The following is a 22,675-nucleotide window of genomic DNA, read 5'->3' as shown; positions in this document are numbered from 1 at the left end:
TTATTTAATATACCTTTTAAGTTGATCTCTTAATATATTTTAAAATCGTCACCATTCATAATCCTAGTGAATGCACCCCTTCTAAACATCCCATTCTTATATTAATTTATTCTGAAAATGATACTTCAAGCTTCTGCATTCCTTGAACATATAAGTCCCACAATGGATGATAGTGCTATTAATTTTACTCTAACGCAAGGTCATTTTTATGGAAGAAAGCAACCCATGGCCAACATTTGTTGATGCATTTTCGACAGTATTAAGTATCTTTATTTTTCTGACGCTTCTATTCATATTGAATAGTATGGTCGTAATGTATGAGAGTTCACAAAAAGTTTATGCTCAGTTTAAAGCTGAAGTGCAGCAAAACAGCCAGTCTGAAACTGTAAGCGTTGAAAATAAAAAAGAATATAACGTCTCAAAGGATGGTGTTTTTATTAAGGATGCAACTAATCACTCATCTTTAATTTTTAGTAAAGATAAAGTCATTATTAGTTATGATCCCAATAAGTGGCAGATATCAGAAAATGAACTAAAGCAGATAGTTGACTGGATTGGTAGTGAAGATCATGTCAGCATTGTGGCGACAAACGGCAATAACTTGCCTGTATCTGATGAAATTAAAATTGCCTATGAGAGAGCTGTCTTGCTGGCAAAATCTCTTGAAATTAATAAACATGAATTGAAGCTTTCAATTGAAGTGGCATCAGGCTCAAATAGCAGTAATGGACAAATAATAATCTACAAGGGAACAAAATGATTTCAATAAAGAATAAATTCAGCATACTTATAATTCCAATTTTATCTTTGGTGGTTGCATTAATTCCCGCTATGTTTTTATTTTCTCCTTATCTAAGAGGATATATATTCTCAACATACAGAGCGAGTGCTATATTCAATACTGCAATTCTTACTATTTATAGCATTGGTGCTTTTGTTAGTTTCTACTCGATAGTTGAAGTTGGACGTGCCAGATTTATTTTAAGTAGTGGGGATGGAGATAAAAACTGTCGATTGATCTCTAATCTTAATAAGGTTTTTTATTCCGCTGAATACCCCAATGCAGGTTCATTGATATCAAGTGCCAATGAAAGCGCCTTTAAGACAAAAACGCAAAGGTTGTCATTGATTCACACTTGTATGAATACATCAACCATGATGGGGCTGCTTGGCACGTTTTTTGGTTTGTCTGTAACGGTTGCATCTGTTGTTGTCTTATTAGACAAATCAGGCCTTGGAGGTGGGGGCGGAAACAGTAGCGAGATATTAGATGTTATCGTTAATATCATGAAATCCCTTTCTGCCCCACTTCGTGGGATGAATATTGCTTTTGTGGCTTCTATTTATGGCGTAGTTAGTGCCATCCTCTTAGGCGTACAGACAATTATATGTCGGAGCGCCTACAATTCACTTTTTTATTGTTTAAGAGAGATGTCAATTGAATACCTTAAGAGAAATGATGAGCAAATAGATTTAAATAATAACAGAGTTAATACAGGCAGAATTATTGCAAAGGGTATTAATAGTATTCTTGAACAGGTAATTAATCTAAATAACACAACTGATAAACAATATAATATTACTGCTGAGGTATTGTCTGGGATTGATATGAATATGTCCCGTATCAACTCTTGCCTTTCAAGTATTAATGATGTTTTGGTAATTTTGAGTCAGGAACAGGTTATCCTTAAGTCTGGTATTGATTCTGCAAAAAAAATGATTAGCGAAGGTATTTGTTTGCAGATGAAAAATCACCAGGAATATAGCAATAAATGCAATGATATCCTCAAAGGAAATTTATCGATAGCGGCAGAAATAGACAGTATTAGTGGGCAACAGGAAAAAAACCATCTTGAACACCTTGACATGCTAAAAGAAAATGCAACTGAAAATAAAATGTATGCAGATATTCTCTTAAAAGAAATGGAGTCAAGTCATTCAACATTTTATCCTTTGTTTGAAAAATTAGTAGAAATGCATAAAGCTTTAACAAGTAAGGTTACTAAATAATGTCAACATCTAAAGTTAATTATGCATTATTTGCTTTTGCATCGCTTTTCTCAATGCCATCGTTTTCTTCAGGGCAAAATATCTATGCGCTATCAACTTTGATTAAGGATGGGATTACTTCATCAAGTTCTGTGGCCTCAGCAAAATGGGGTTCTGAAGCAAAAAGAGAAGATATTAATATCGCAAAGTCATCATTATATCCGACATTAGATATGACATCAGAGGTTGCTCGTGCATATGAGAAAGGCTCTACGCGCACCACTGAAGACAATGTAAAAAATCAGATCATGCTAAATTATCGCATACTTGATTTTGGTGTAAGAGATCAGTTAATTGATGAGAGTAATAATGAATGGAATTCTGCAAATTATATATATCTGGATCGTGAGAGTGAAATTGCAGGGAAAGTGACGAAAAGTTTCTTAACCGTGAATAAACAAAAAGAACTACTGGATATTATCCAAAATGAATTGAGCTACTATCATGACCGCTTGCATGATTTTGAATATCTTGTGAAATCTGGCGAGTCGACCGAGTCAGATCTAAAAAAAATACAGGCTTCAATTGATTCATTAAATGTCCAAAAGATAAATGTTAACGAAAAGCTTGATGATGAACTTAATACGCTAAATATATATACTAATGATCGGATATCCAGAAATAATCTGACTAGTGTACCATCGGCAATTAGTAAATACAGGTTTAATATGGATGGTGAAGCATTTTTATCACTTATATTGAAGCAGAATTCTAAAGTTCTTAGTGCAGATAAAAAAATTGATGCTGCAAAAGCAGAGTATATAGCATCAAAAGATAAATTCTTTCCAACAGTGGACTTCCAGGCTGGCTATACAGACAACACACCATCAAATGATTCTGATATTGATGACTATAAAGATGAATTTCGAGTTGGAGTAAAAGTTGGCTGGAATATTTTTAATGGGTTTAAGGATGTTTCTGATGCTAACAAAAGACGCGATATGTTGAATAAGACTCTCGCAGACCGGGATGATTTACTTAAAGAAGTTACGCTGAAAATAAAATCTAATGCCGCGCAGTATCGCTCTGGTATTGAATCTTTAAAATTGGCAAATCAATCATGCCGCAATGCCCGAGATTTGACATCTCTTTATGAGCAGGAGTTTAAAATTGGTCAAAAATCTTTACTTGATCTGGTCACTAGCCGTAGTGAACTCTTTCGCGCATGCTCAGAAATTATTGAAAGCCAATATCAGGTATACACAGCCAATTTGGACCAAATGTTATTAGGCGATATGCTAATAAAAACTATTAATGAAAATGAAAATGTATACCGTTGATGTAGACTCCATACACTCAGTTCGTATAATGCAGTGGCTTATTGTCTTTCTGCTTATTTTGTTGGGCATTTCTTCCTCGGCTGAAATTAATGCGGTTGTTCACGGGGAAGGTAATGTTGTTAACCGTTCAAACTCTCAGGTAGTTTCACTGAGTAAGGGGGGTGTAATTGCGGATTTATACTGCCATGAAGGCGATTATGTTCATAAAGGACAAGAACTGGCAAAGATAATTAACCACGATATAGATAAGGATTTCGAACAAAAGAAAGTTAAAGCGAAGCAACTTCAGAAAAAGATCAATGATCTTTCATATTTTATTTCAAATAATTTAAATGTAATTGATTATTTTAATTATGCAAATGTTGACGATCCTGAAATAATTAGTAATTCGAAGACTATCAATGATCAAATACAGTCAAAGCAAAGTGAAAGTAAAGGTGCTGAAAGTGAAATTCATGGTCTTGAGGAAGAAGTAAAAAATAAAAAAGAAGAATATAACCTGAGCGCTAAAGAAATAAACATCATTGAACCATTGGTGAAAAAAGGTATAAGTCCACTAAGTAATTTATTAGTTAAAAAACAAAGTGCTGTTCGTCTTCAATCTGAGATTTCAGAAATAAATAATCAAATTGTTAGTAAAAATAACTTTATTGATCTTAAAGGTAACGAGATCTCGACCATCAGGCAAGACTATTTACACTCAATTCAAAAAAAACTACAAGATAGTGAAAATGATTTGTCAATCTTGAATGCTGAGCTAAAAATTATCGGTTTACAACGTTCTGAGAATATTGTTCACTCCCCTGTTGAAGGCGTTATATATAATGTAAATAAAAATGCGATGACTATTGGTGGGGTTATTTCACCGACAGAAATGTTATTCGAGATTAAACCTGTTGATAAGCATATCAGGGCTGAGGTGAAAATTAATCCGAAGTACCGCGATCAAATTTTTGTTGGTGAAAAAACAACAATTTCAATCGAGTCAATTGTAAACTCCAGGCGTCAACCATATCCGGCAATAATTGAAAGTATTAGCCCTGATATTATTGAATCTAAGGATAATGCCGGGTTGAAAGAATATTATAAAGTTATGGTTGAGTTTTATGTTTCCGACAGTGCTTTATCAAATATTAAACCGGGAATGATCGTTGATGCAAATATTATAACTGGTAAGCATACGATTCTTGATTATCTTATGTCACCTATTGCTAAAACATTTAAAGGGGCGCTCTCAGAGCCGTTACCTTCTGACCATCGATAAGGAGTTTTATTATGGAAAATTATTACGTAAGCAATAATTCAAATGTTGATTTGACTAAGTATGGTTCGCTTTCTGATGCAAAAATTTCCATAAATGGGTCAGATCTTATTGTTAAATTTGAATCAAATGAGATCCATATTATAAATGGTGCGCTTTATTCATCGCTAAATGGATCGGGTATTGTCGTTACGTTTTCGGATACTGCAGTTGCGGGGAAAACACTTCTTGATAAAGTTGATCTGCAGAATGTCAATCTTACGCATTTAAGTCAGGATGTCATCAATAATCAACATACTCAAAATATCGATAAAGAAGAACTTGAAAAAGAACTTGCGAAAACAAAAGAGGAGCTCAAACATCTTGCTGAACATGTCAAACAGGAGCAACACTCTGAGCATTCCCTTCTTCAGGAAATGCATCAGATATTACAGCAAGATGCCAGGCAGCAAGATTTTTCTAATCCACAATCTGATGTTCATTTGAAGGATTTTGATTTTGAGTATGATGAGCAGATGGACAACGTCGAGCAGCGCGAATTTATGGTTTTATCAGACCCCTCAAGCTCAGTCAGTGCTCCTCCTGAGACACCGAGCGGCGGTAATTTGCCTTCTATCACGTTGGAGTTGGTTGACAGTAGTGATAGTGGCGTTGCACGTGATAATGTTACCAATGATATCTGTCCTATGGTTGCAGGAAAATCGCAAGCGGACAGCATTGTCTATATTTCAATTAATGGGGTAGTGGTTGGTGAAACAACAACGGACGCTTCAGGTAATTTTTCATATATAATTGATAGAAATCTTCCTGATGGAAGCTACTCCGTTCAGGCAACGACAATATATCCATCCGGTGCTCAGGAAAAATCAGGTATCAATATTACTATTGACACTCATGTATCAGTTCCTGAGATTAGTCTTGCGCTAAATAATGATACAGGAATAAGTAATGTCGATGGTGTGACAAATATTAACTCTCCCGTGTTAACTATATCTAATATAGATCCTGATGCTGCATCGGTTAAGGCCACTATTACCAATGATAATGGGGAGTTGATATCCGCTTCAACAGCATCAGAAAATGATGATGGAACCTGGTCTTTTAATGTTGGTCAGCAACTTCCTGATGGCGTTTATGTGATTTCAGTTACTGTGACCGATATTGCTGGTAATTCAGCAACATCAGTACCCGTTGATATCAGAATTGATACAACGATTTCACCCGTCACGGCAAATTTACTTTCATCAGATGATACGGGAAGCAGCAGTATTGATGGCATTACAATGCATAAAAATGTCTCCGTGACAGGTAATGCTGAGTCCGGTAGTATAATAACTATTTATGATAGCAATGGAATACCTGTCAGTACTACAACTGCAGATAATGAAGGGCATTGGGAAGTTACATTAAATTCATTGCCAGAAGGTAGTAATATTTTCACTATTACATCACAAGATGCAGCGGGTAATATTTCGGAAACTGTAATAAATATTGACTGTGATACTTCAACATTTGTTACTAATTTGACTATTACTGATGAAACAAATAGTGGAGCATTAACCGATCTTATTACGAATAATTCGTCTCCGGTGATTACAGCAAATGGTGAAGTTGGATCATCAGTTGATATCATAGTCAATGGTGTCAAAGTTGACACCATATCGGTTGGCGATGATGGGGTTATTACTTATGAGCTTAAATCTCTTCCTGATGGGGAATACTCCGTACAGCTGGTAACAACAGATGTGGCAGGAAATACGGCAACCTCTGAGGCTATTTCTGTCACAGTCGATACTCATATCAGTCAATTCTCTATTAGTATGAGCTCTCTGACGAATGACACTACACCCGCATTGTCTGGAAAGGGTGAGGCAGGGTCTACAATTGATGTTTATGTAGATGGTAGACATGTTGATGAATTGGCCGTTGATTCAAACGGGAACTGGTCTACTAATCTGTCATTAGGTCCTGATGGCGTATATTCTGTTTCCGTTGTTATCACCGACATCGCCGGTAACACTGAGACAAAAACAGCCTCTTTAACACTTGATACACATATTGATACTCCCACTATTGTATTTCCCGCATCGCAAGATTCGGCAGATCCAACAGACATGATTACAAATGTCTCTAAACCTACTTTCTCTGGCGAGGGTGAAGTAGGAGACACAATTACCGTTTATGTGGATGGTAAAAGCTATGCGACGACAACGGTTGATTCACAAGGAAATTGGACATATGAATTTTCTAATTCCTTAAGCGATGGGGCGCATAGTATTTATGTTGTTGCTAACGATGCTGCTGGAAATAGAGCCACATCGGATACAATTTCACTGACTATTGATACGGTTGCCCAAATTAATACGCCAACACTGGTTTCAGATGATGGGCTTTATAATAACGATAATATCACAGGCAATAATAACCCCGGTTTTAAAATTTCAGGCGAAGTCGGTGAGACAGTTATTATCTATCTGGATGGTAAGCCGGTCGATACGATTGTTTTAACGCAATCATCGCAAAATTGGCAATATACTCAAACATTAGATGATGGTGTGCATACCTTACAATATTCAGTCACTGATGTTGCAGGGAATACCAGTATTTCAGATGTTACAAATTTTACAATCGATACACACTATGATGCAACGCTTCTGGTGACCTCTGTTGAAGGAGTACAGGTTACTGCAAATACCGATGTGATATATATTACAGATAATCCTGCGACAATTTCTTTAAACGGTGAGGGGGAGGCCGATAGCAAAATCACTATTTATATTGATGGGGTACAAGTTGCCTCCGTATTGGCCGATAATTCGGGTAACTGGCAGGCAGATATTGATTCTGGAAAATTTCCCCCACAAGAGAACGCCTCAGTACAAATTATTTCGGAAGACGTTGGTGGTAACACTTCAGAAGTTGATTACACCATTCGTGTTGATAATCAAGTTGATGGTCTGACATTACAACTTGATAATCCAATAGCCAATACTTCTGGTGCTGAAGACTCTCCTGTCGTATGGAAATCAAATTCCGAATCGTTAGACTTTAGCGGGACGGGAGAAGCTGGAGCAACCGTCTCTATAATGATAGGTGGCGTTATCGTTGCGTCTTGTATTGTTGACAGCAATGGACAGTGGAGTACTGAATCATCACCTGTCAGTGATGGAACATGGAGCGTTACTATTGAAGAAACGGATGTTGCGGGTAATACAATGGAGTATACGCATGACATTGTTATAGATACCACGCCACCGCAAACACCTGATATTGAGTATTCCTCTTATATTGATGAACAAGGTATTGTTGTTCTTTCTGGTATGGGGGAGCCTGATAGTACTATTTATCTGACTGATAGTGCAGGAAATATCATTGCACAAGCAACGGTTTCTGATGATGGTTCATGGACTCTTTCCGCAAAATATACTTCAGGCACAGATTATTCTGTGTACTCTGTAGATAGCTTTGGGAACCAAAGCCCAGCAGTTGCAGTTAATGGTTCAACAGACGCCAATACCTGGCCCACAGATTCTATAGACAATATTAATCATTTGCTGATTACTAATGCTGATACCCATACGGTTGTTTTTTCCGATATCCCCAACAGTGCTAGCTCTGTTGATATTATATGGCAAGGAAAAACATATGCTTTAGTCCATGATGATGATGGTTCCTGGTCTATTCCTGGTAATGTCGTTCACGAGAATGGAGTTTATGAGGTTAATCTGGCAATCCATTATGCCGACGGAAGCACCTCGTATATGAATGAGTTTGTTGTGGTCGATATTCCTCAGGCTAAAAGTGCTTCTCATCAGGACTTATCTCATGTGTCTGATTTGATACCCCATATGGTCGATCATCATGTTGAACATTCGGGAGGCTTCGATAAGCATAAGTTGGCTGATATATTTCATCATGCCTCTGAGTCTCACCCACACTCAGTTCCAGCTAGCGTTACCCGATCAGAACATACGCCTTTGGAGCATACAAGTATCGATGCGTTTGCACAATTTATGCATAAAATGGAGCATCATTCTTCCGTATCCGAAAAAATCACTGGGCTTAATGACGCTTTTGCTAAGAACCATGAAGGGGAACATAGGGGATTATCTGGTAATCACCAGGTTAATATTATAAGGCATTTTATTACTCACGCGTATAACGAACATATGCATAATGCTGATGAACATCATCATAGTATTCATACCAATCATCATATTTAATCTATTCTTATAGAGTTAATAATGCTTAATATTGTTAGTGATTTATGTATTCGAACAGGCGAATTGATAACTGTACTGTCATGTTTTTGGGGGAGGGCGGAGCCTTCCCCCCCAGAAGTTGATGAAATTGCTGATTCAGAAGTAAAGATTAATGGTGTATTGTTACCTTATGGTATCACGGCTAAGCCTGTGTTAGCGGGATGTATTCATGACATAAGTGCAAAGAATATGCCCCTCATTATTCATGCTGGTGAAGGCCGTTGGTTAGTTGTCGTTAGAGTGATGAAAAATGCGGTCACGGTACTTGGATTAGATAAAAAGTTTCAGGATGTCATCATTGATGATTCTTTTTATAATGGTAAAACAATATTTCATGTTACCCAGAATGAAACCCTTAAAGAAAAAATATCAGTAAAGCGTATGCTTTTTAGACTTATCTCTGAGAACAAAAGTTATTACTGTAGATATTTTTTGGCCTCTTTTCTGTTAGCATTGACTGCGCTAACCATTCCTGTTTTTAGTAGTGTGTTTTATGATAAGTTAATACCTAGTGAGTCTGTTTCTTCGCTGTTCTCGATATGTGGTATTGTAGTGATTATGATACTACTTGAATTGTTTTTACGGACTTCGCGTGATATTAGTCAGTCATTGCTTTCTCGAGCTGATGATGTCACTCTTGATATTAGTTTTATGGAAAATGTTATCCGTACGAACAGCCATTCATACATGGTGTCGACGCTCTATTTCCTCTGGGTCGAGTTTCAGAGAGTTAAGTCTATTATTTTCTATGGGCTTATTCAAAAAGTTGCTGAATTACCTGTATTCATAATCTATGTTACTATTATTTGTATGAATCTCGGATTTGTGGGGCTGGTACCGGTAGTGATGACTATAGTTGGGGTAATATATTCCTGGTACCATAACATATCCATGGATAAACTAGGAAAAGAACAGCAAAATAAAAATCAGTCGCGAGACTCGTGGTTTTCTGAAGTTTTATTTTCTCTTGATTCGGTCAAAAATATAAATAGTGAAAGGTTATTGACTGACTGGGTAGTTATGTCAGAAGATAATTCAATTACCTCATTGAAGATTAAAAGGATGATGTCTACCTATCAGTATATTATGGCATCGATGTCTGGTTTAAATCAACTGTTGATAATGATGTGCTCGTGGTTTTTGGTCGTGCAGGGACGCATTACAACCGGCGCTATTATTTCTTCAGTTATTATTGTTGGGCGTATGTCTTCTATAATGAATTCATTTTCCTCACTGTTTATGTCTGTACTAACAGCAAGAAGAGTTACTCATGACATGGGGGCGCTATTTGATTCACCAACAAGTACTTCTCCAAATTTGTTAACCTATATTAAACCCAAAAATTCTATTCTGGTTAAAAATCTTTCCTGGAAATACGATGATGTTGGACCTGATGTTTTAAGAGAAATCGATCTCGAAATACCCATTGGACAAAAAATTGCAATTGTGGGGGAATGTGGAGCCGGTAAGTCAACTCTGCTTTCACTCATTAGTGGAATGAAATTGCCTCATTCGGGCGCAGTAATTTATGATGGTGTTAGCTCGAATCATTTATCCTCTGATTTTTTCTTTAAAGAAATTAGCTGTATTTACCCTAAAGATGGTTTTTTATCTGGTACCCTTGAATACAATTTTTTGCTTAAGAACAGCACCAATCCGCCTAAGGTTGTAGATGCCTTAAAGTTACTTGGGTGTGATTTTATTCTTAATGACCCTGGCGGTATGAAACGGCATGTTAGCTATATGGAAGAGGGTTTTTCATCGGGGCAATTACAGAAATTGCTTCTGGCAAGAAGTATCAGCGGTTCAGCAAATATCTTTGTTTGGGATGAGCCGACTTCTTCTCTTGACGAGAAAAGTGAAAGCGAATTTTTCAGTAAAATAGATACTATCCTTAAAGGAAAAACACTCGTCATGACAACGCATCGCAAACATTTATTACAATTTTTTGACAGAGTAATTTATTTAAAGAATGGAAAAATTACAGGTGATTATCTGCACGCAGAGCTATTCCCTTAATCAGTACAGTGTACCGCTTTTTTACATTTCTGCTGTTTGACCTGTAAATTAGCCCGCATATACGGGCTAATTTGTGCCAGTTATTTACGTTTTATCTTGGCTCATGCAAATGACTTCAGGCATGATGCCTGCATACCCGGCGCTGATGGAACTCTTTTCAAATTTTCCATGGACGGTACAAGCCTGCGCGCCCGGTATTATATTCTTTTCCAGAAGAAACCTGGCCGCCGTCATGGCGGCTTTTTCATTCACGGGAGTGTCGATGGATAAGAAGATTTGTGTCGTGTGCCTTAGCGTCAGAAAGCCAGCAATGCGTATTTATAAATAACTGGACCGGTAAAAGGCTATCAAGCGCCCACGGCAGGAGTCAGGGAAGTACATTCTGCATCAACGTATTTTCGATTCTGACCGGGATAAAAAAGGCGAGGAGTTTTATATTTTATTGAGTGGATACGCAAGGTTGCCCTTGCGTATCATTTTACTCTTCGTTCTCAGACAGCTCACGCAGATACTGGAAGATCTGACGCGCTGATTTCGGCGGTTTGTTGCCTTCTTTCTCTTTCTTCGCATTGCGGATCAATGAACGAAGCTGTTGACGATCGGCGTTAGGCCACAGGATCAGTACTTCGGCTACTGCGTCATCGCCTTCGACGATCAGACGATCGCGCAGATGCTCAAGCTTGTGAAACAGCACCACCTGCTGATTATGGCGATTCTTTAGCTTGTCCAGCGCCTGGCGAATAGGTTCAACGTCGCGCTGGCGCAGCATCTTTCCGATAAGCTGCAACTGGCGGCGACGTCCTTCCATTTTGATACGCTGGGCCAGTTCAATGGCGTCGCGCAGATCGGCGTCCAGCGGGATCTTATCCAGCGCGTTTTTCCCCAGATCCACCAGTTCCGCGCCCAGGCGTTTTAATTCCTCGGCATCGCGTTTAATTTCACTTTTACTGACCCAGATAATTTCATCGTCTTCGTCTTCGATGTCATCACCGGGAACGTCGTCGAGCCAGTCTTCGGGCTGCTTTGTCATGTCAGGCTCCTTAAAAAAAGAGGCTAATGTTACCAGTTAAGATGCGCACTGAAAAACGGTTCTCTGTTAGACTTCAGAGAAACTCTCTCTACATTATGGCATTTGCAATGAAAGTAATCTCACAAGTTGAAGCGCAGCGTAAGATTCTGGAAGAAGCAGTTTCGACAGCGCTGGAGTTAGCCTCAGGCAAATCGGATGGGGCGGAAGTGGCCGTCAGCAAGACCACCGGCATTAGCGTCAGTACCCGTTATGGTGAAGTAGAGAATGTCGAATTTAATAGCGACGGCGCGCTGGGGATCACCGTTTATCACCAGAACCGCAAAGGCAGCGCTTCCTCGACGGATTTAAGCCCGCAGGCGATTGCCCGCACCGTGCAGGCCGCGCTGGATATCGCTCGTTACACGTCGCCGGACCCGTGCGCAGGCGTGGCGGACAGAGAGCTGCTGGCGTTTGACGCGCCGGATCTGGACTTGTTCCACCCGGCAGAGGTTACGCCAGACGAAGCCATTGAACTAGCCGCGCGTGCGGAGCAGGCTTCTCTAAAGGTGGATAAACGCATTACCAATACCGAAGGCGGTAGCTTTAACAGCCATTACGGCATTAAAGTGTTCGGCAACAGCCACGGTATGTTGCAAGGATATTGCTCCACGCGCCATTCGCTCTCAAGCTGTGTCATTGCTGAAGAAAATGGCGATATGGAGCGTGATTACGCTTATACCATTGGTCGGGCGATGGCGGATCTGCAAGCGCCGGAATGGGTCGGGGCCGAGTGCGCGCGCCGTACGTTATCCCGTCTGTCGCCGCGCAAGCTTTCCACCATGAAAGCGCCGGTGATTTTCGCCAATGAAGTGGCGACAGGGTTATTTGGCCACCTGGTCGGGGCGATTGCCGGCGGCGCGGTATACCGTAAATCCACTTTTCTGCTTGACTCGCTGGGCAAACAAATTCTGCCGGAATGGTTAACCATCGAAGAACACCCGCATCTGCTAAAAGGGCTGGCGTCTTCACCGTTCGACGGCGAAGGCGTGCGCACGGAGCGCCGTGACATTGTGAAGGATGGCGTGCTGACTCAATGGTTACTGACCAACTATTCTGCCCGCAAACTGGGGCTGAAAAGTACTGGTCATGCGGGCGGCATCCATAACTGGCGTATCGCCGGGCAGGGGTTGAACTTTGAGCAGTTGCTTAAAGAGATGGGCACCGGCCTGGTGGTGACAGAACTGATGGGCCAGGGTGTCAGCGGTATTACCGGCGACTACTCCCGTGGCGCTGCCGGATTCTGGGTTGAAAATGGTGAAATCCAGTACCCGGTGAGTGAAATCACCATTGCCGGCAACTTAAAAGAGATGTGGCGAAATATTGTCACCGTCGGCGACGATATTGAAACGCGTAGTAATATACAGTGTGGTTCGGTACTGTTACCGGAGATGAAAATCGCCGGACAATAATACCCGTCATACTTCAAGCTGCGGGTGTGCTGGCTGCGTCCGTTTACCCCGGCCACTTACTTATGTAAGTGACCGGGGGCACGTGCTTACCGGCTGCCTGCAACTCGAATTATTTAGGGTATTCAGCTTATCGTTAATAATAAAAAGGAAGTGAACAATGCGTAAAAGCCTGTTAGCTGCTCTTGCTGTGTCATCGCTGGTGTTCGGTTCGGCTGCTTTTGCTGCCGATCTTGAAGATAATATGGATATTCTCAATGATAACCTGAAAGTCGTTGAGAAAACGGATAACGCCCCTGAACTGAAAGCGGCGTTAACCAAAATGCGCGCGGCCGCGCTGGATGCTCAAAAAGCTACTCCGCCGAAGCTGGAGGATAAAGCGCCGGATAGCCCGGAAATGAAGGATTTTCGTCACGGTTTTGACATTCTGGTCGGCCAAATTGATGGCGCGCTGAAGCTGGCGAACGAAGGTAACGTCAAAGAAGCGAAAGCCGCGGCGGAAGCGCTAAAAAACACCCGCAATACATATCACAAGAAGTATCGTTAATTTTTGTGGGATGGCGGCTTTGCTTTATCCGTAGGTCGCCATCCGGAAAAATGTAATACTCATCACACTTTCTCACTTTATACGACCACGCCGTTGTTGATTTCTGCCGCGCCATTTTCTCTTTACGCCACGATACGCCTCACACTTTCCCGGCGCTAACTCATCAAGGCCGCCTTTTCTGTGCAGCAGATCACCCTCCCCACTCACCTTTCCACTTCGAGGTGGAAAATGACTCGCTACAAACTTTTAACCCTTGTCGCTAGTTTTATCTCATTGCTATTAACGGGGTGAGACGCGTGGATAACGGAGCAGTAAAACACAACGCCGGGGAGCGAATTAACGAACTGGCTGAACAGGTGTTAACACAGGTGGATGGCCTGCTGGGGCGGCATCACATTGTCCCCAATGCGGTACAGACGCAAATGCTGACCTCGCACGTTCGCGCGATGGCGCACCGGTCAATTACCGGCGAGCCTTTACCGGAAGTCGATGCCAGCTTGTTTGATGAAATCTCAGCCGAATCAATGGCGCTCGCCCGCGAAATCGTAGCGGCGTTTGGCAACCTTCCTGATGAAGAAGCCTGGCTATTATCGGTACATTTTGAAGTCGCGAAAGACAACCTCTAAGGAGCAAAAAATGGAACAGATTACCGTCGTGATTGGCGATCGCCTGGGTAAAGGCCAGAAAGTGGCGGTGGGCGTGGAAAAAGCGGGCGGTCGTGCGGTCGTCGTACCGGGCGTCGCGGCAGACATGAAGCTTGGCGATGTGATGAAAGCGGAAAACGCCACCTTCGGCATTTCATTTTGCGGCAGCGGCGGCGCGGGCGCTATCACCGCGCAAAACAAGCATGGCTACAAAGCCAAATATGGAATGCGGTCAGTGGATGAAGGCGTCACCGCTATCAATGAGGGCTGCAACGTGTTGGGTTTTGGCTTTATGGATAAAGAAGAGCTCGGCGAGCGCCTGGTGCAGGCGTGGCAAAAGAAATACGGCGCCTGATGATGAAAGAGCAATTCACCACCACGGTGAGAGTAAAAGGCAAGGGTGATGCTAAAGCACGCGCCTTTGCCGATGCGCTGAACCATGTTCAATCGACGGTGATGAGAAAGTCGCCGTATATCTTACTGCGTATTGAGCCACAGGATGTGCGGATTGTTCAGGCGCATGAGTCGGTGCGTAAAGAGGCCTTTCTGTTTTTCTTTTTGCGCCGGGAACGACGCACCTACAGCGTGGAGCTGGATGTGACCGTCAACGTGACCGCCATCAATCTCGACAGGGTGGATTTCGTCGCGAAACGCTGATTTTTGTTAAAAAGGCATAGTTATGTTCCTGATAATACTAATTAAATCGCTCATTATCGGCGCGTTGGTCGGCGTAGGAGTGGGCGCTGGGGCTGCACGCATGTTTCACGCGCCAACCACGCAGGGGATGGGCGCGTTCCGTACGCTGGGCGAACTCAACTCTTGTGAAGGCGACCCGGCATCTCACTTCTCCTTTGGGTTAGGTTTCTTCTTTAACGCCTGGGCGTCGTCCGTAGCGGCCGGATCGTTCACCCAGGATGTCGATCACCGCATCATCCCGAACTGGGGCGCGGCGGCGCTAATGATCAAAAACCGTAACGTCGGCGAGACGCTGCACGACCCGAAAAAAATGGCGATTGCCTGCGCCGTCATCGGCATGATTGTCGTGACGTTCCTTAACCTGACCGCCTCATCCGTACCAGAAGCGCTACAGGTAACGGCGGTTAAGGTGCTGGTGCCAGCGGCAAACCTGCTGGTCAACATCGTCATGCCTGTGATCTTCTGGTTAGCAGCGATCGACGCTGGTAAAAAATCGGGCTTCTGGGCCACCGTTTTCGGCGGCGCGGCGCAGCTCATCATGGGGAACGCCGTACCGGGGCTGGTGCTGGGTATATTGATCGGTAAAGGCGTAGAAGAGAGCGGCTGGAACCATGTCACCAGAGTGATGATGGTTGCCATCGTGTTGCTGTTTGTATTGAGCGGCTTCTTCCGCGGCTTCGACATGAAAATGATCGAGTCTTTCAACATGACGGTCCCGAACTGGCTTGAACTGATCCACAACTCGCTCAGCGGCAAATAACGGAGGCCACAATGGAAGAGAATAAAGGTTTTTGGTATGCCGACTGGTCGTTCCCGATCTTTGTTGGCCTGCTCTCATCCGGCGTTTTCGCCGGGACGCATATGTACTATCTGTACGGTATCGGCGCATTTAACGAAGTCGCTTTTGTGGCGATGCTGAAAGCGGGGATGGATACCGGCGTCTATGGTGCGGTCGCCGCTTTCGGCGCCAGCTTTTTATTTGCCCGCATTATCGAAGGTTCGCTGGTCGGGATTCTGGATATCGGCGGGGCAATTCAGACCGGCGTGGGCTTAGGGGTTCCGGCGTTACTGCTGGGGGCTGGCTTTGTCTTCCCGGTGGCGAACTTTATCGCCTCGCTGATAACCGGTCTGGTGATTGGCCTGGCGATTGGCTACATCATTATTCTGGCGCGTAAGTTCACCATCAATCAGAGCGACTCCACGTACGGGGCGGACGTCATGATGGGGGCCGGTAACGCTTCAGGCCGTTTTCTGGGACCGCTGATTATCCTCAGCGCCATGACGGCGTCTATTCCGATTGGCCTGGGTTCGCTGGTGGGCGCGCTGCTGTTTTATATCTGGCAGAAACCGATTACCGGCGGCGCGATTTTAGGCGCGATGATTTTAGGTTGGCTGTTCCCGGTGGCCCTTTAATCCCTACGGGCGCTCCGGCGCCCGCCTCTTCAGGAGAACGTTATGTTTGATTTACTCCTGCGCCGTGCGCGGCTGGTCGACGATACGGTCTGCGATATCGCCCTACAAAACGGCAAAATTGCCGCGCTGGGCGACATTTCCGCGCCGGCGGTAAAAACCCTCGATCTACGCGGCAACTGTTTTGTCAGCGCAGGTTGGATTGATTCGCACGTCCACTGTTACCCAAAATCGCCGATTTATTTCGATGAGCCGGATAGTATCGGCATCGCGACGGGGGTGACGACGGTGATTGATGCAGGCAGCACCGGCGCAGACGACATTGATGATTTCTATGCCCTGACCCGTCAGGCGACCACCGACGTTTATGCGCTATTGAATATTTCCCGCGTCGGGCTGATAGCTCAGAATGAACTGGCGGACATGAACAACATTGATGCCGGAGCGGTAACGCTGGCGGTAAAACGCCACCCGGATTTTATCGTCGGCCTCAAGGCGCGGATGAGCAGCAGCGTGGTCGGCGTTAACGGCATCACGCCGCTGGAACGCGCTAAAGCCATGCAGCAAGAAAACGGCAACCTGCCGCTGATGGTACATATTGGCAATAACCCGCCGGATCTGGACGAAATAGCGGAGCGTCTGACGGCGGGCGATATCATTACCCACTGTTACAACGGTAAGCCGAACCGTATTCTTCGGCCTGACGGCGAGCTGCGTGCCTCGGTGACACGGGCGCTGGCGCGCGGTGTGCGTCTGGATGTCGGACATGGCACCGCCGGCCTGAGCTTTGCGGTGGCAAAACGCGCCATTAGCCTGGGGATTTTACCGCATACCATCAGTTCCGATATCTACTGCCGTAACCGCATCAACGGCCCGGTACATTCGCTGGCTAATGTGATGTCGAAATTCCTTGCCATCGGCATGTCGCTGCCGCAGGTCATTGCGTGCGTGACGGCCAATGCCGCCGATAGCCTGAATCTGAAAACCAAAGGTCGTCTTCAGCCCGGCCTGGATGCCGACCTGACCCTCTTTACGCTTAAACGCCAGCCCACCGTGCTGGTAGACACGGAAAACGACAGCTTACAGGCTGAGGAATTGCTGACGCCGCTTGCCGCGATACGCGCAGGCAAGGGCTATATGACTGAACAAGGGAGCGCGGAATATGCCTTCGATTTTTGAGAAGTATCGATTAAAACAGGTGATTAACGCCTCCGGACGTATGACGGCGCTTGGCGTCTCCACGCCGCGCCCGGAAGTGATAGAGGCGGCGATGGCCGGAATGAGTCAGTATTTCGAGATGAAAGATCTGGTGAATAAAACCGGCGAGTACATTGCGAAATTGCTGGAGGTGGAAGGGGCAACGGTAGTCTCCTGCGCCAGTGCGGGCATTGCCCAGTCGGTTGCCGCGGTACTGGTTCAGGACAGCGACTGGCTGCTGGAAAACCTGCACGTTACACCGATTGAAAATAACGAAATCGTCCTACCAAAGGGCCACAACGTCAACTTTGGCGCGCCGGTGGGAACGATGGTGGCGCTGGGCGGCGGCAAACTGGTGGAAGCTGGTTACGCCAACGAATGTTCCGCCGCGCAGTTGGCGGCGGCCATCACGCCGCGCACGGCGGCTATTCTCTATATCAAATCTCACCACTGCGTACAGAAAAGTATGCTTAGTGTGGAACAGGCGGTCGTTGTGGCGCGTAAATACCATCTGCCGCTCATTGTGGATGCCGCGGCGGAAGAAGATTTGCAGTGCTACTACCGTTCTGGGGCGAGTTTGGTGATTTACAGCGGCGCGAAAGCGATTGAAGGGCCGACCAGCGGGCTGGTGATTGGTAAAACGCAGTATGTTGAGTGGGTAAAACGTCAGTCAGCGGGCATTGGCCGGGCGATGAAGGTCGGCAAAGAGGGAATTGTTGGCCTGACCTGCGCCATTGAATTGTACCTGCGGGCGCAAAAAGAGAGCGGCGCGGAGATGGTAGAAAAAATGGCGCCCTTTATCGACACGTTGAACACGTTTAACGGCGTCAGCGCCCGCGTGGTGTGGGACAGCGCCGGACGCGATATCGCGCGTGCGGAAATGACGTTTGATGAAGCCGTTACCGGCATCGCCACTGGCGACCTGGTGGAGGCGCTCAAACAGGGCGACTATGCGATTTACTTTCGCGGATACAAAGCCAACGAAGGGATTATTGAAGCGGATGTCCGCAGCGTCGATCGCGCGCAGTTAGCAATTGTGGCGCGTCGTATTGGCGAGGTGATTAATCAGGAGAAAAAAGCATGAAACTGACCCCTAACTTTTACCGCGATCGCGTTTGCCTGAACGTACTGGCCGGTTCGAAAGATAACGCCCGGGAAATCTACGCGGCGGCGGAAGGTCATGTGCTGGTTGGCGTGCTCTCCAAAAACTATTCGGATGTGGAAAGCGCAGTCGCGGATATGCGTGAATATGCGGGGCTTATCGATAATGCGCTCTCCATAGGACTGGGGGCGGGCGATCCGCACCAGTCGGCGATGGTGAGCGAAATCTCCCGTCAGGTACAGCCGCAGCATGTCAACCAGGTGTTTACCGGCGTAGGGACCAGCCGGGCGCTGCTTGGGCAAAACGAGACGGTGGTGAACGGACTGATCTCGCCGACCGGTACGCCGGGGCTGGTGAAGATCTCTACCGGCCCACTAAGCCGTCGCGCGCCGGACGGCATCGTACCCATAGAAACGGCGATTGCGCTGCTCAAAGACATGGGCGGCAGCTCCGTTAAATACTTTCCGATGGGAGGTCTCACCTGTCGCGACGAGTATAAAGCGGTGGCTGACGCCTGTGCCCGCCATGATTTCTGGCTGGAACCGACGGGCGGTATCGATCTGGAAAACATTGCCGAGATTCTGCACATCGCCCTTGATGCCGGTGTAAGCAAAATCATTCCTCACATTTATAGTTCGATTATTGATAAGGTGAGCGGCAACACCCGTGCGGACGATGTGCGTCAGTTACTCGCTATCGTCCGGTCGCGTGTCGGCTAATCATGAGGAGAGAGACGTGCGATTCCCCAACCAACGTTTAGCGCAGCTATTTGCGATGCTGCAAAACGAGACGCTGCCGCAGGACGAGCTGGCGCAGCGGTTGTCGGTCTCCACGCGTACCGTTCGGGCGGATATCGCCGCGCTGAACATGTTGCTGACGCCGCATGGCGCGCAATTTACTCTCAGCCGCGGCAACGGGTATCAGCTCAAAATTGATGATCCGGCACGTTATCAATCCCTGCAAACGCAGCAATCTCCCGCGCTGGCGCGCGGTCCGCGCACCAGCCAGGAGCGGATACACTATTTGCTGGCGCGTTTTTTAACCTCCGCCTTCTCGCTGAAGCTGGAGGATTTAGCAGATGAATGGTTCGTCAGCCGTGCGACGCTGCAGAACGACATGGCGGACGTGCGCGAGTATTTGCTGCGTTATCATCTGACGCTGGAAACGCGTCCGCGTCATGGTATGAAACTGTTTGGCGGAGAGATGGCGATTCGCGCCTGCCTGACCGATCTTTTATGGACGCTGGCGCAGCAGGAGCCGTCTCATCCGTTAATCGTTGATACCACGCTGAACACCGATGTGTCTCAACGGCTGCGGTCTCTTTTGCCGGATATTTTCTCTCATTTTCAAATTCGCCTGACCGATGAGGGCGAGCTGTTTCTGTGTTTATACTGCGCGGTGGCGGTACGGCGTATTGGCGAGGGTTATCCGTTATCGGAATGCGTGGCGGAGGAGGTGGATGAAAAGGTGCGCTATGCGGCGCATGAGATTGCGGAGCTACTACAACAACTGGCCGACAAGCCGCTGTCGGAGCCGGAAGTAAGCTGGCTGAAGGTGCATATTGCCGCCCGCCAGGTACAGGAGATTGCCCCCAGCGCCATTAATGCCGATGATGAAGAGGCGCTGGTGCACTATATCCTCAATTTTATTAATACCCAGTACAACTATAACCTGTTGAATGATAAACAGCTTCATGCGGACTTGCTGACCCACATCAAAACGATGATTACCCGCGTGCGCTACCAGATCATGATCCCCAACCCACTACTGGAAAATATTAAGCAGCACTATCCGATGGCGTGGGATATGACGCTGGCGGCGATATCGAGTTGGGGAAAATACACGCCGTATACCATTAGCGAAAACGAAATCGGTTTTCTGGTGCTGCATATTGGCGTTGGGCTGGAACGTAGTTACAACATTGGCTACCAGCGGCAGCCGCAGGTACTGCTGGTGTGCGACGCCGGTAATGCGATGGTGCGGATGATTGAAGCGGTACTGGCGCGGAAATACCCGCAGATTGAGATTGCCCGCACTCTGACGCTACGCGACTATGAGGCGCGGGAAAGTATTGTGGAGGATTTTGTGATTTCCACGGCGCGGATCGGCGAAAAAGATAAACCGGTCATTATGATCGCGCCTTTTCCCACCGACTATCAATTGGAACAGATCGGTAAGCTGGTGCTGGTGGACAGAACCCGCCCGTGGATGCTGGATAAATATTTCGATGCCTCGCATTTTCGCATCGTGGAAGGGGAAATAGATCAACAGACGCTGTTTAAAACGTTGTGCGATCAGTTACACGAGGAAGGCTTTGTTGATGCGGCGTTTCTCGATTCGGTTATTGAACGTGAAGCTATTGTCAGTACGTTATTAGGCGACGGGATTGCCTTGCCGCACGCGCTGGGGCTGTTGGCGAAGAAAACGGTGGTTTATACGGTGCTCGCGCCGCAAGGAATTGTCTGGGGTGACGAAACGGCGCACGTTATTTTTTTACTCGCCATTAGCAAAAGCGAATATGAAGAGGCGATGGCTATCTACGATATTTTCGTCACGTTTCTACGCGAACGCGCCATGACGCGCCTCTGCGCATGTCAGAATTTTACGCAATTTAAAACAGTGGCGATGGAGTGCGTGAGCCGCTTTTGAGAGGCGTTTTCCAGAATCGAATGTAATGCATATGTAATGCTATAATGCATTACAATAATATTATGCTCTGGAGACATAATGGCCACACTTAACGTCCGTTTGGATGACAAACTCAAAAACGAGGCTTATGCCGTGCTGGAAAAACTCAATATTACCCCCACAGAAGCTGTCCGGCTGTTGTTTCAATATGTGGCGGAAAACGGGCGTATGCCTGTTAAAACCGTTACGATTAGCGACAGCGAAGACGCATTGCTACAGACAGTCCGGGAACGACTGGCTAACCCACAGAAAGGAATCAGAGTTAGTCTGGATGACCTATGAGCTGGAGTTTGATCCACGCGCGCTAAAAGAGTGGCAAAAGCTGGGTGAAACGGTAAAAAAACAGTTCCGCAAGAAACTTGTCGACGTGTTGTCAAATCCGCGGGTTGAGTCTGCGCGGCTGCGTGAACTGCCAGATTGCTACAAAATCAAGCTGAAGACCTCAGGCTATCGTTTAGTGTATCAGGTGCAGGACGACGTGGTATTGGTGGTGGTGATTGCTATCGGCAAGAGAGAGAAATCGGCCGTTTATCGCCAGGCAGACAAACGGCTTTAGAACGCTGGACTAACGAAGGTGATGCACCACCTGGTTGCTGCTGCCGCGCCAGATAAGCGCAGGGTCTTTCAGATCCTGGACAAATTTACCGTCCACCAGCACGTTGATAATATTTACCACCTGCATCTGCGCGGCGTTGAGTTCATCAAGCTTGTAGCCAGTCCATACCCAGATATCCTTCCCGGGACACTCGGCGCGAATACGTTGTACCAGCGTCAGGATATCCGGCACGTTTTGCGGATGGAGCGGATCGCCGCCGGAAAGCGAGATCCCCTGGCGTTTAATCCGTGTATCGTTCAGATCGTGAATGATCCGATCTTCCATCTCTTTGGTGAACGGCTGACCGGAATTAAGCCGCCAGGTGCTTTTGTTATAGCAGCCTGGGCATTCATGCACGCATCCTGACACAAACAGGGTGCAGCGAGTGCCGGGGCCGTTAACGATATCGACGGGGTAATATTGGTGAAATCTCATTTTTGCTTCTCATCC

22 protein-coding genes and 1 pseudogene are annotated in these 22,675 nt (G+C 45.7%); 20 read left to right on the top strand and 3 right to left on the bottom strand.

What is annotated here, in order from left to right; translation table 11 throughout:
- Positions 1–208: 208 nt before the first annotated feature.
- The 6 genes from F4V72_RS19825 to F4V72_RS19800 are packed head-to-tail and all read left to right on the top strand — an operon-like array spanning position 209 to position 10,871.
- Complete coding sequence (locus tag F4V72_RS19825; protein ID WP_136058538.1) at positions 209–760, top strand: hypothetical protein; 552 nt, start codon at positions 209–211, stop codon at positions 758–760.
- On the top strand, positions 757–2,010 hold the full coding sequence (locus F4V72_RS19820) for a hypothetical protein (RefSeq protein WP_136058537.1): 1,254 nt from the start codon (positions 757–759) through the stop codon (positions 2,008–2,010). Before F4V72_RS19825 ends, F4V72_RS19820 begins: the two co-directional genes overlap by 4 nt.
- Positions 2,010–3,329 (top strand): TolC family protein, encoded by a 1,320-nt coding sequence (locus F4V72_RS19815; protein ID WP_080070680.1) that lies wholly within the window; start codon positions 2,010–2,012, stop codon positions 3,327–3,329. The genes F4V72_RS19820 and F4V72_RS19815 overlap by 1 nt, the downstream gene beginning before the upstream one ends.
- Positions 3,316–4,593, top strand: a complete 1,278-nt coding sequence (locus F4V72_RS19810; RefSeq protein WP_226295801.1) for an HlyD family type I secretion periplasmic adaptor subunit — start codon at positions 3,316–3,318, stop codon at positions 4,591–4,593. Before F4V72_RS19815 ends, F4V72_RS19810 begins: the two co-directional genes overlap by 14 nt.
- An 11-nt stretch (positions 4,594–4,604) precedes the next feature.
- The gene (locus F4V72_RS19805; protein WP_136058536.1) at positions 4,605–8,813 is read left to right on the top strand and encodes an Ig-like domain-containing protein; all 4,209 of its coding nucleotides are present in this window, start codon (positions 4,605–4,607) and stop codon (positions 8,811–8,813) included.
- A 21-nt stretch (positions 8,814–8,834) separates the two neighbouring features.
- Positions 8,835–10,871, top strand: a complete 2,037-nt coding sequence (locus F4V72_RS19800) for an ATP-binding cassette domain-containing protein (protein WP_023248635.1) — start codon at positions 8,835–8,837, stop codon at positions 10,869–10,871.
- An 84-nt stretch (positions 10,872–10,955) separates the two neighbouring features.
- Here F4V72_RS19800 and F4V72_RS24175 read toward each other — a convergent pair whose 3' ends face one another.
- Positions 10,956–11,123 carry a hypothetical protein gene (locus F4V72_RS24175; protein WP_154707533.1) on the bottom strand — a complete coding sequence of 56 codons (168 nt, stop codon included), beginning with the start codon at positions 11,121–11,123 and terminating at the stop codon, positions 10,956–10,958.
- On the opposite strand from F4V72_RS24175, the pseudogene F4V72_RS24530 reads away from it, so the two are divergent.
- Positions 11,068–11,307: pseudogene (locus tag F4V72_RS24530) on the top strand (hypothetical protein); the annotation flags it as partial. The gene F4V72_RS24175 and the pseudogene F4V72_RS24530 sit on opposite strands and share 56 nt — an antisense overlap.
- A 42-nt stretch (positions 11,308–11,349) precedes the next feature.
- Here F4V72_RS24530 and yjgA read toward each other — a convergent pair.
- A complete protein-coding gene (gene yjgA / locus F4V72_RS19790) occupies positions 11,350–11,901 on the bottom strand; it encodes a ribosome biogenesis factor YjgA (RefSeq protein ID WP_023248634.1) in 552 nt (183 codons plus the stop codon).
- Positions 11,902–11,996: 95 nt separating this feature from the next.
- Here yjgA and pmbA point away from each other — a divergent pair, with 95 nt between their 5' ends.
- From pmbA to F4V72_RS19725, 13 genes are all read left to right on the top strand, one after another.
- Entirely contained in the window at positions 11,997–13,349 is a 1,353-nt protein-coding gene (gene pmbA, locus F4V72_RS19785) for a metalloprotease PmbA (RefSeq protein WP_044136437.1), read from the top strand.
- A gap of 157 nt (positions 13,350–13,506) precedes the next feature.
- The gene (gene cybC / locus F4V72_RS19780; protein ID WP_023248632.1) at positions 13,507–13,893 is read left to right on the top strand and encodes a cytochrome b562; all 387 of its coding nucleotides are present in this window, start codon (positions 13,507–13,509) and stop codon (positions 13,891–13,893) included.
- Between the two features lie 287 nt (positions 13,894–14,180).
- Positions 14,181–14,519 (top strand): glycine dehydrogenase, encoded by a 339-nt coding sequence (locus F4V72_RS19775; RefSeq protein WP_072094726.1) that lies wholly within the window; start codon positions 14,181–14,183, stop codon positions 14,517–14,519.
- 10 nt (positions 14,520–14,529) lie between these two features.
- The gene (locus F4V72_RS19770) at positions 14,530–14,892 is read left to right on the top strand and encodes an SFCGS family glycine-rich protein (RefSeq protein ID WP_070803977.1); all 363 of its coding nucleotides are present in this window, start codon (positions 14,530–14,532) and stop codon (positions 14,890–14,892) included.
- Positions 14,892–15,194, top strand: a complete 303-nt coding sequence (locus F4V72_RS19765) for a DUF4312 family protein (RefSeq protein ID WP_072158618.1) — start codon at positions 14,892–14,894, stop codon at positions 15,192–15,194. The genes F4V72_RS19770 and F4V72_RS19765 overlap by 1 nt, the downstream gene beginning before the upstream one ends.
- A gap of 22 nt (positions 15,195–15,216) precedes the next feature.
- The gene (locus F4V72_RS19760) at positions 15,217–15,993 is read left to right on the top strand and encodes a DUF4311 domain-containing protein (RefSeq protein ID WP_023182642.1); all 777 of its coding nucleotides are present in this window, start codon (positions 15,217–15,219) and stop codon (positions 15,991–15,993) included.
- An 11-nt stretch (positions 15,994–16,004) separates the two neighbouring features.
- Entirely contained in the window at positions 16,005–16,646 is a 642-nt protein-coding gene (locus tag F4V72_RS19755; RefSeq protein WP_000392124.1) for a DUF4310 family protein, read from the top strand.
- Positions 16,647–16,688: 42 nt separating this feature from the next.
- Positions 16,689–17,822, top strand: coding sequence for an amidohydrolase/deacetylase family metallohydrolase (locus tag F4V72_RS19750; RefSeq protein ID WP_070803975.1), 1,134 nt, complete (start codon positions 16,689–16,691; stop codon positions 17,820–17,822).
- The gene (locus F4V72_RS19745) at positions 17,806–18,924 is read left to right on the top strand and encodes a DgaE family pyridoxal phosphate-dependent ammonia lyase (protein ID WP_080168695.1); all 1,119 of its coding nucleotides are present in this window, start codon (positions 17,806–17,808) and stop codon (positions 18,922–18,924) included. Before F4V72_RS19750 ends, F4V72_RS19745 begins: the two co-directional genes overlap by 17 nt.
- The gene (gene dagF / locus F4V72_RS19740; protein ID WP_023248627.1) at positions 18,921–19,661 is read left to right on the top strand and encodes a 2-dehydro-3-deoxy-phosphogluconate aldolase; all 741 of its coding nucleotides are present in this window, start codon (positions 18,921–18,923) and stop codon (positions 19,659–19,661) included. The genes F4V72_RS19745 and dagF overlap by 4 nt, the downstream gene beginning before the upstream one ends.
- Before the next feature lie 16 nt (positions 19,662–19,677).
- Positions 19,678–21,591: a BglG family transcription antiterminator gene (locus F4V72_RS19735; protein WP_139384824.1), complete on the top strand. Its 1,914-nt coding sequence runs from the start codon at positions 19,678–19,680 to the stop codon at positions 21,589–21,591.
- Between the two features lie 78 nt (positions 21,592–21,669).
- A complete protein-coding gene (locus F4V72_RS19730; RefSeq protein WP_023182636.1) occupies positions 21,670–21,912 on the top strand; it encodes a type II toxin-antitoxin system RelB/DinJ family antitoxin in 243 nt (80 codons plus the stop codon).
- Positions 21,902–22,186: a type II toxin-antitoxin system RelE family toxin gene (locus F4V72_RS19725; RefSeq protein WP_000220584.1), complete on the top strand. Its 285-nt coding sequence runs from the start codon at positions 21,902–21,904 to the stop codon at positions 22,184–22,186. The genes F4V72_RS19730 and F4V72_RS19725 overlap by 11 nt, the downstream gene beginning before the upstream one ends.
- Positions 22,187–22,195: 9 nt before the next feature.
- Here F4V72_RS19725 and nrdG read toward each other — a convergent pair whose 3' ends face one another.
- Positions 22,196–22,660, bottom strand: coding sequence for an anaerobic ribonucleoside-triphosphate reductase-activating protein (gene nrdG, locus F4V72_RS19720; RefSeq protein ID WP_023248625.1), 465 nt, complete (start codon positions 22,658–22,660; stop codon positions 22,196–22,198).
- Positions 22,661–22,675: the final 15 nt, after the last annotated feature.

This window comes from Salmonella enterica subsp. diarizonae (genome assembly GCF_008692785.1).
GTDB lineage: Bacteria > Pseudomonadota > Gammaproteobacteria > Enterobacterales > Enterobacteriaceae > Salmonella > Salmonella diarizonae.
The sequence above is the reverse complement of the archived record's forward strand: the minus strand, read 5'-3'. Positions and strand labels throughout refer to the sequence as shown.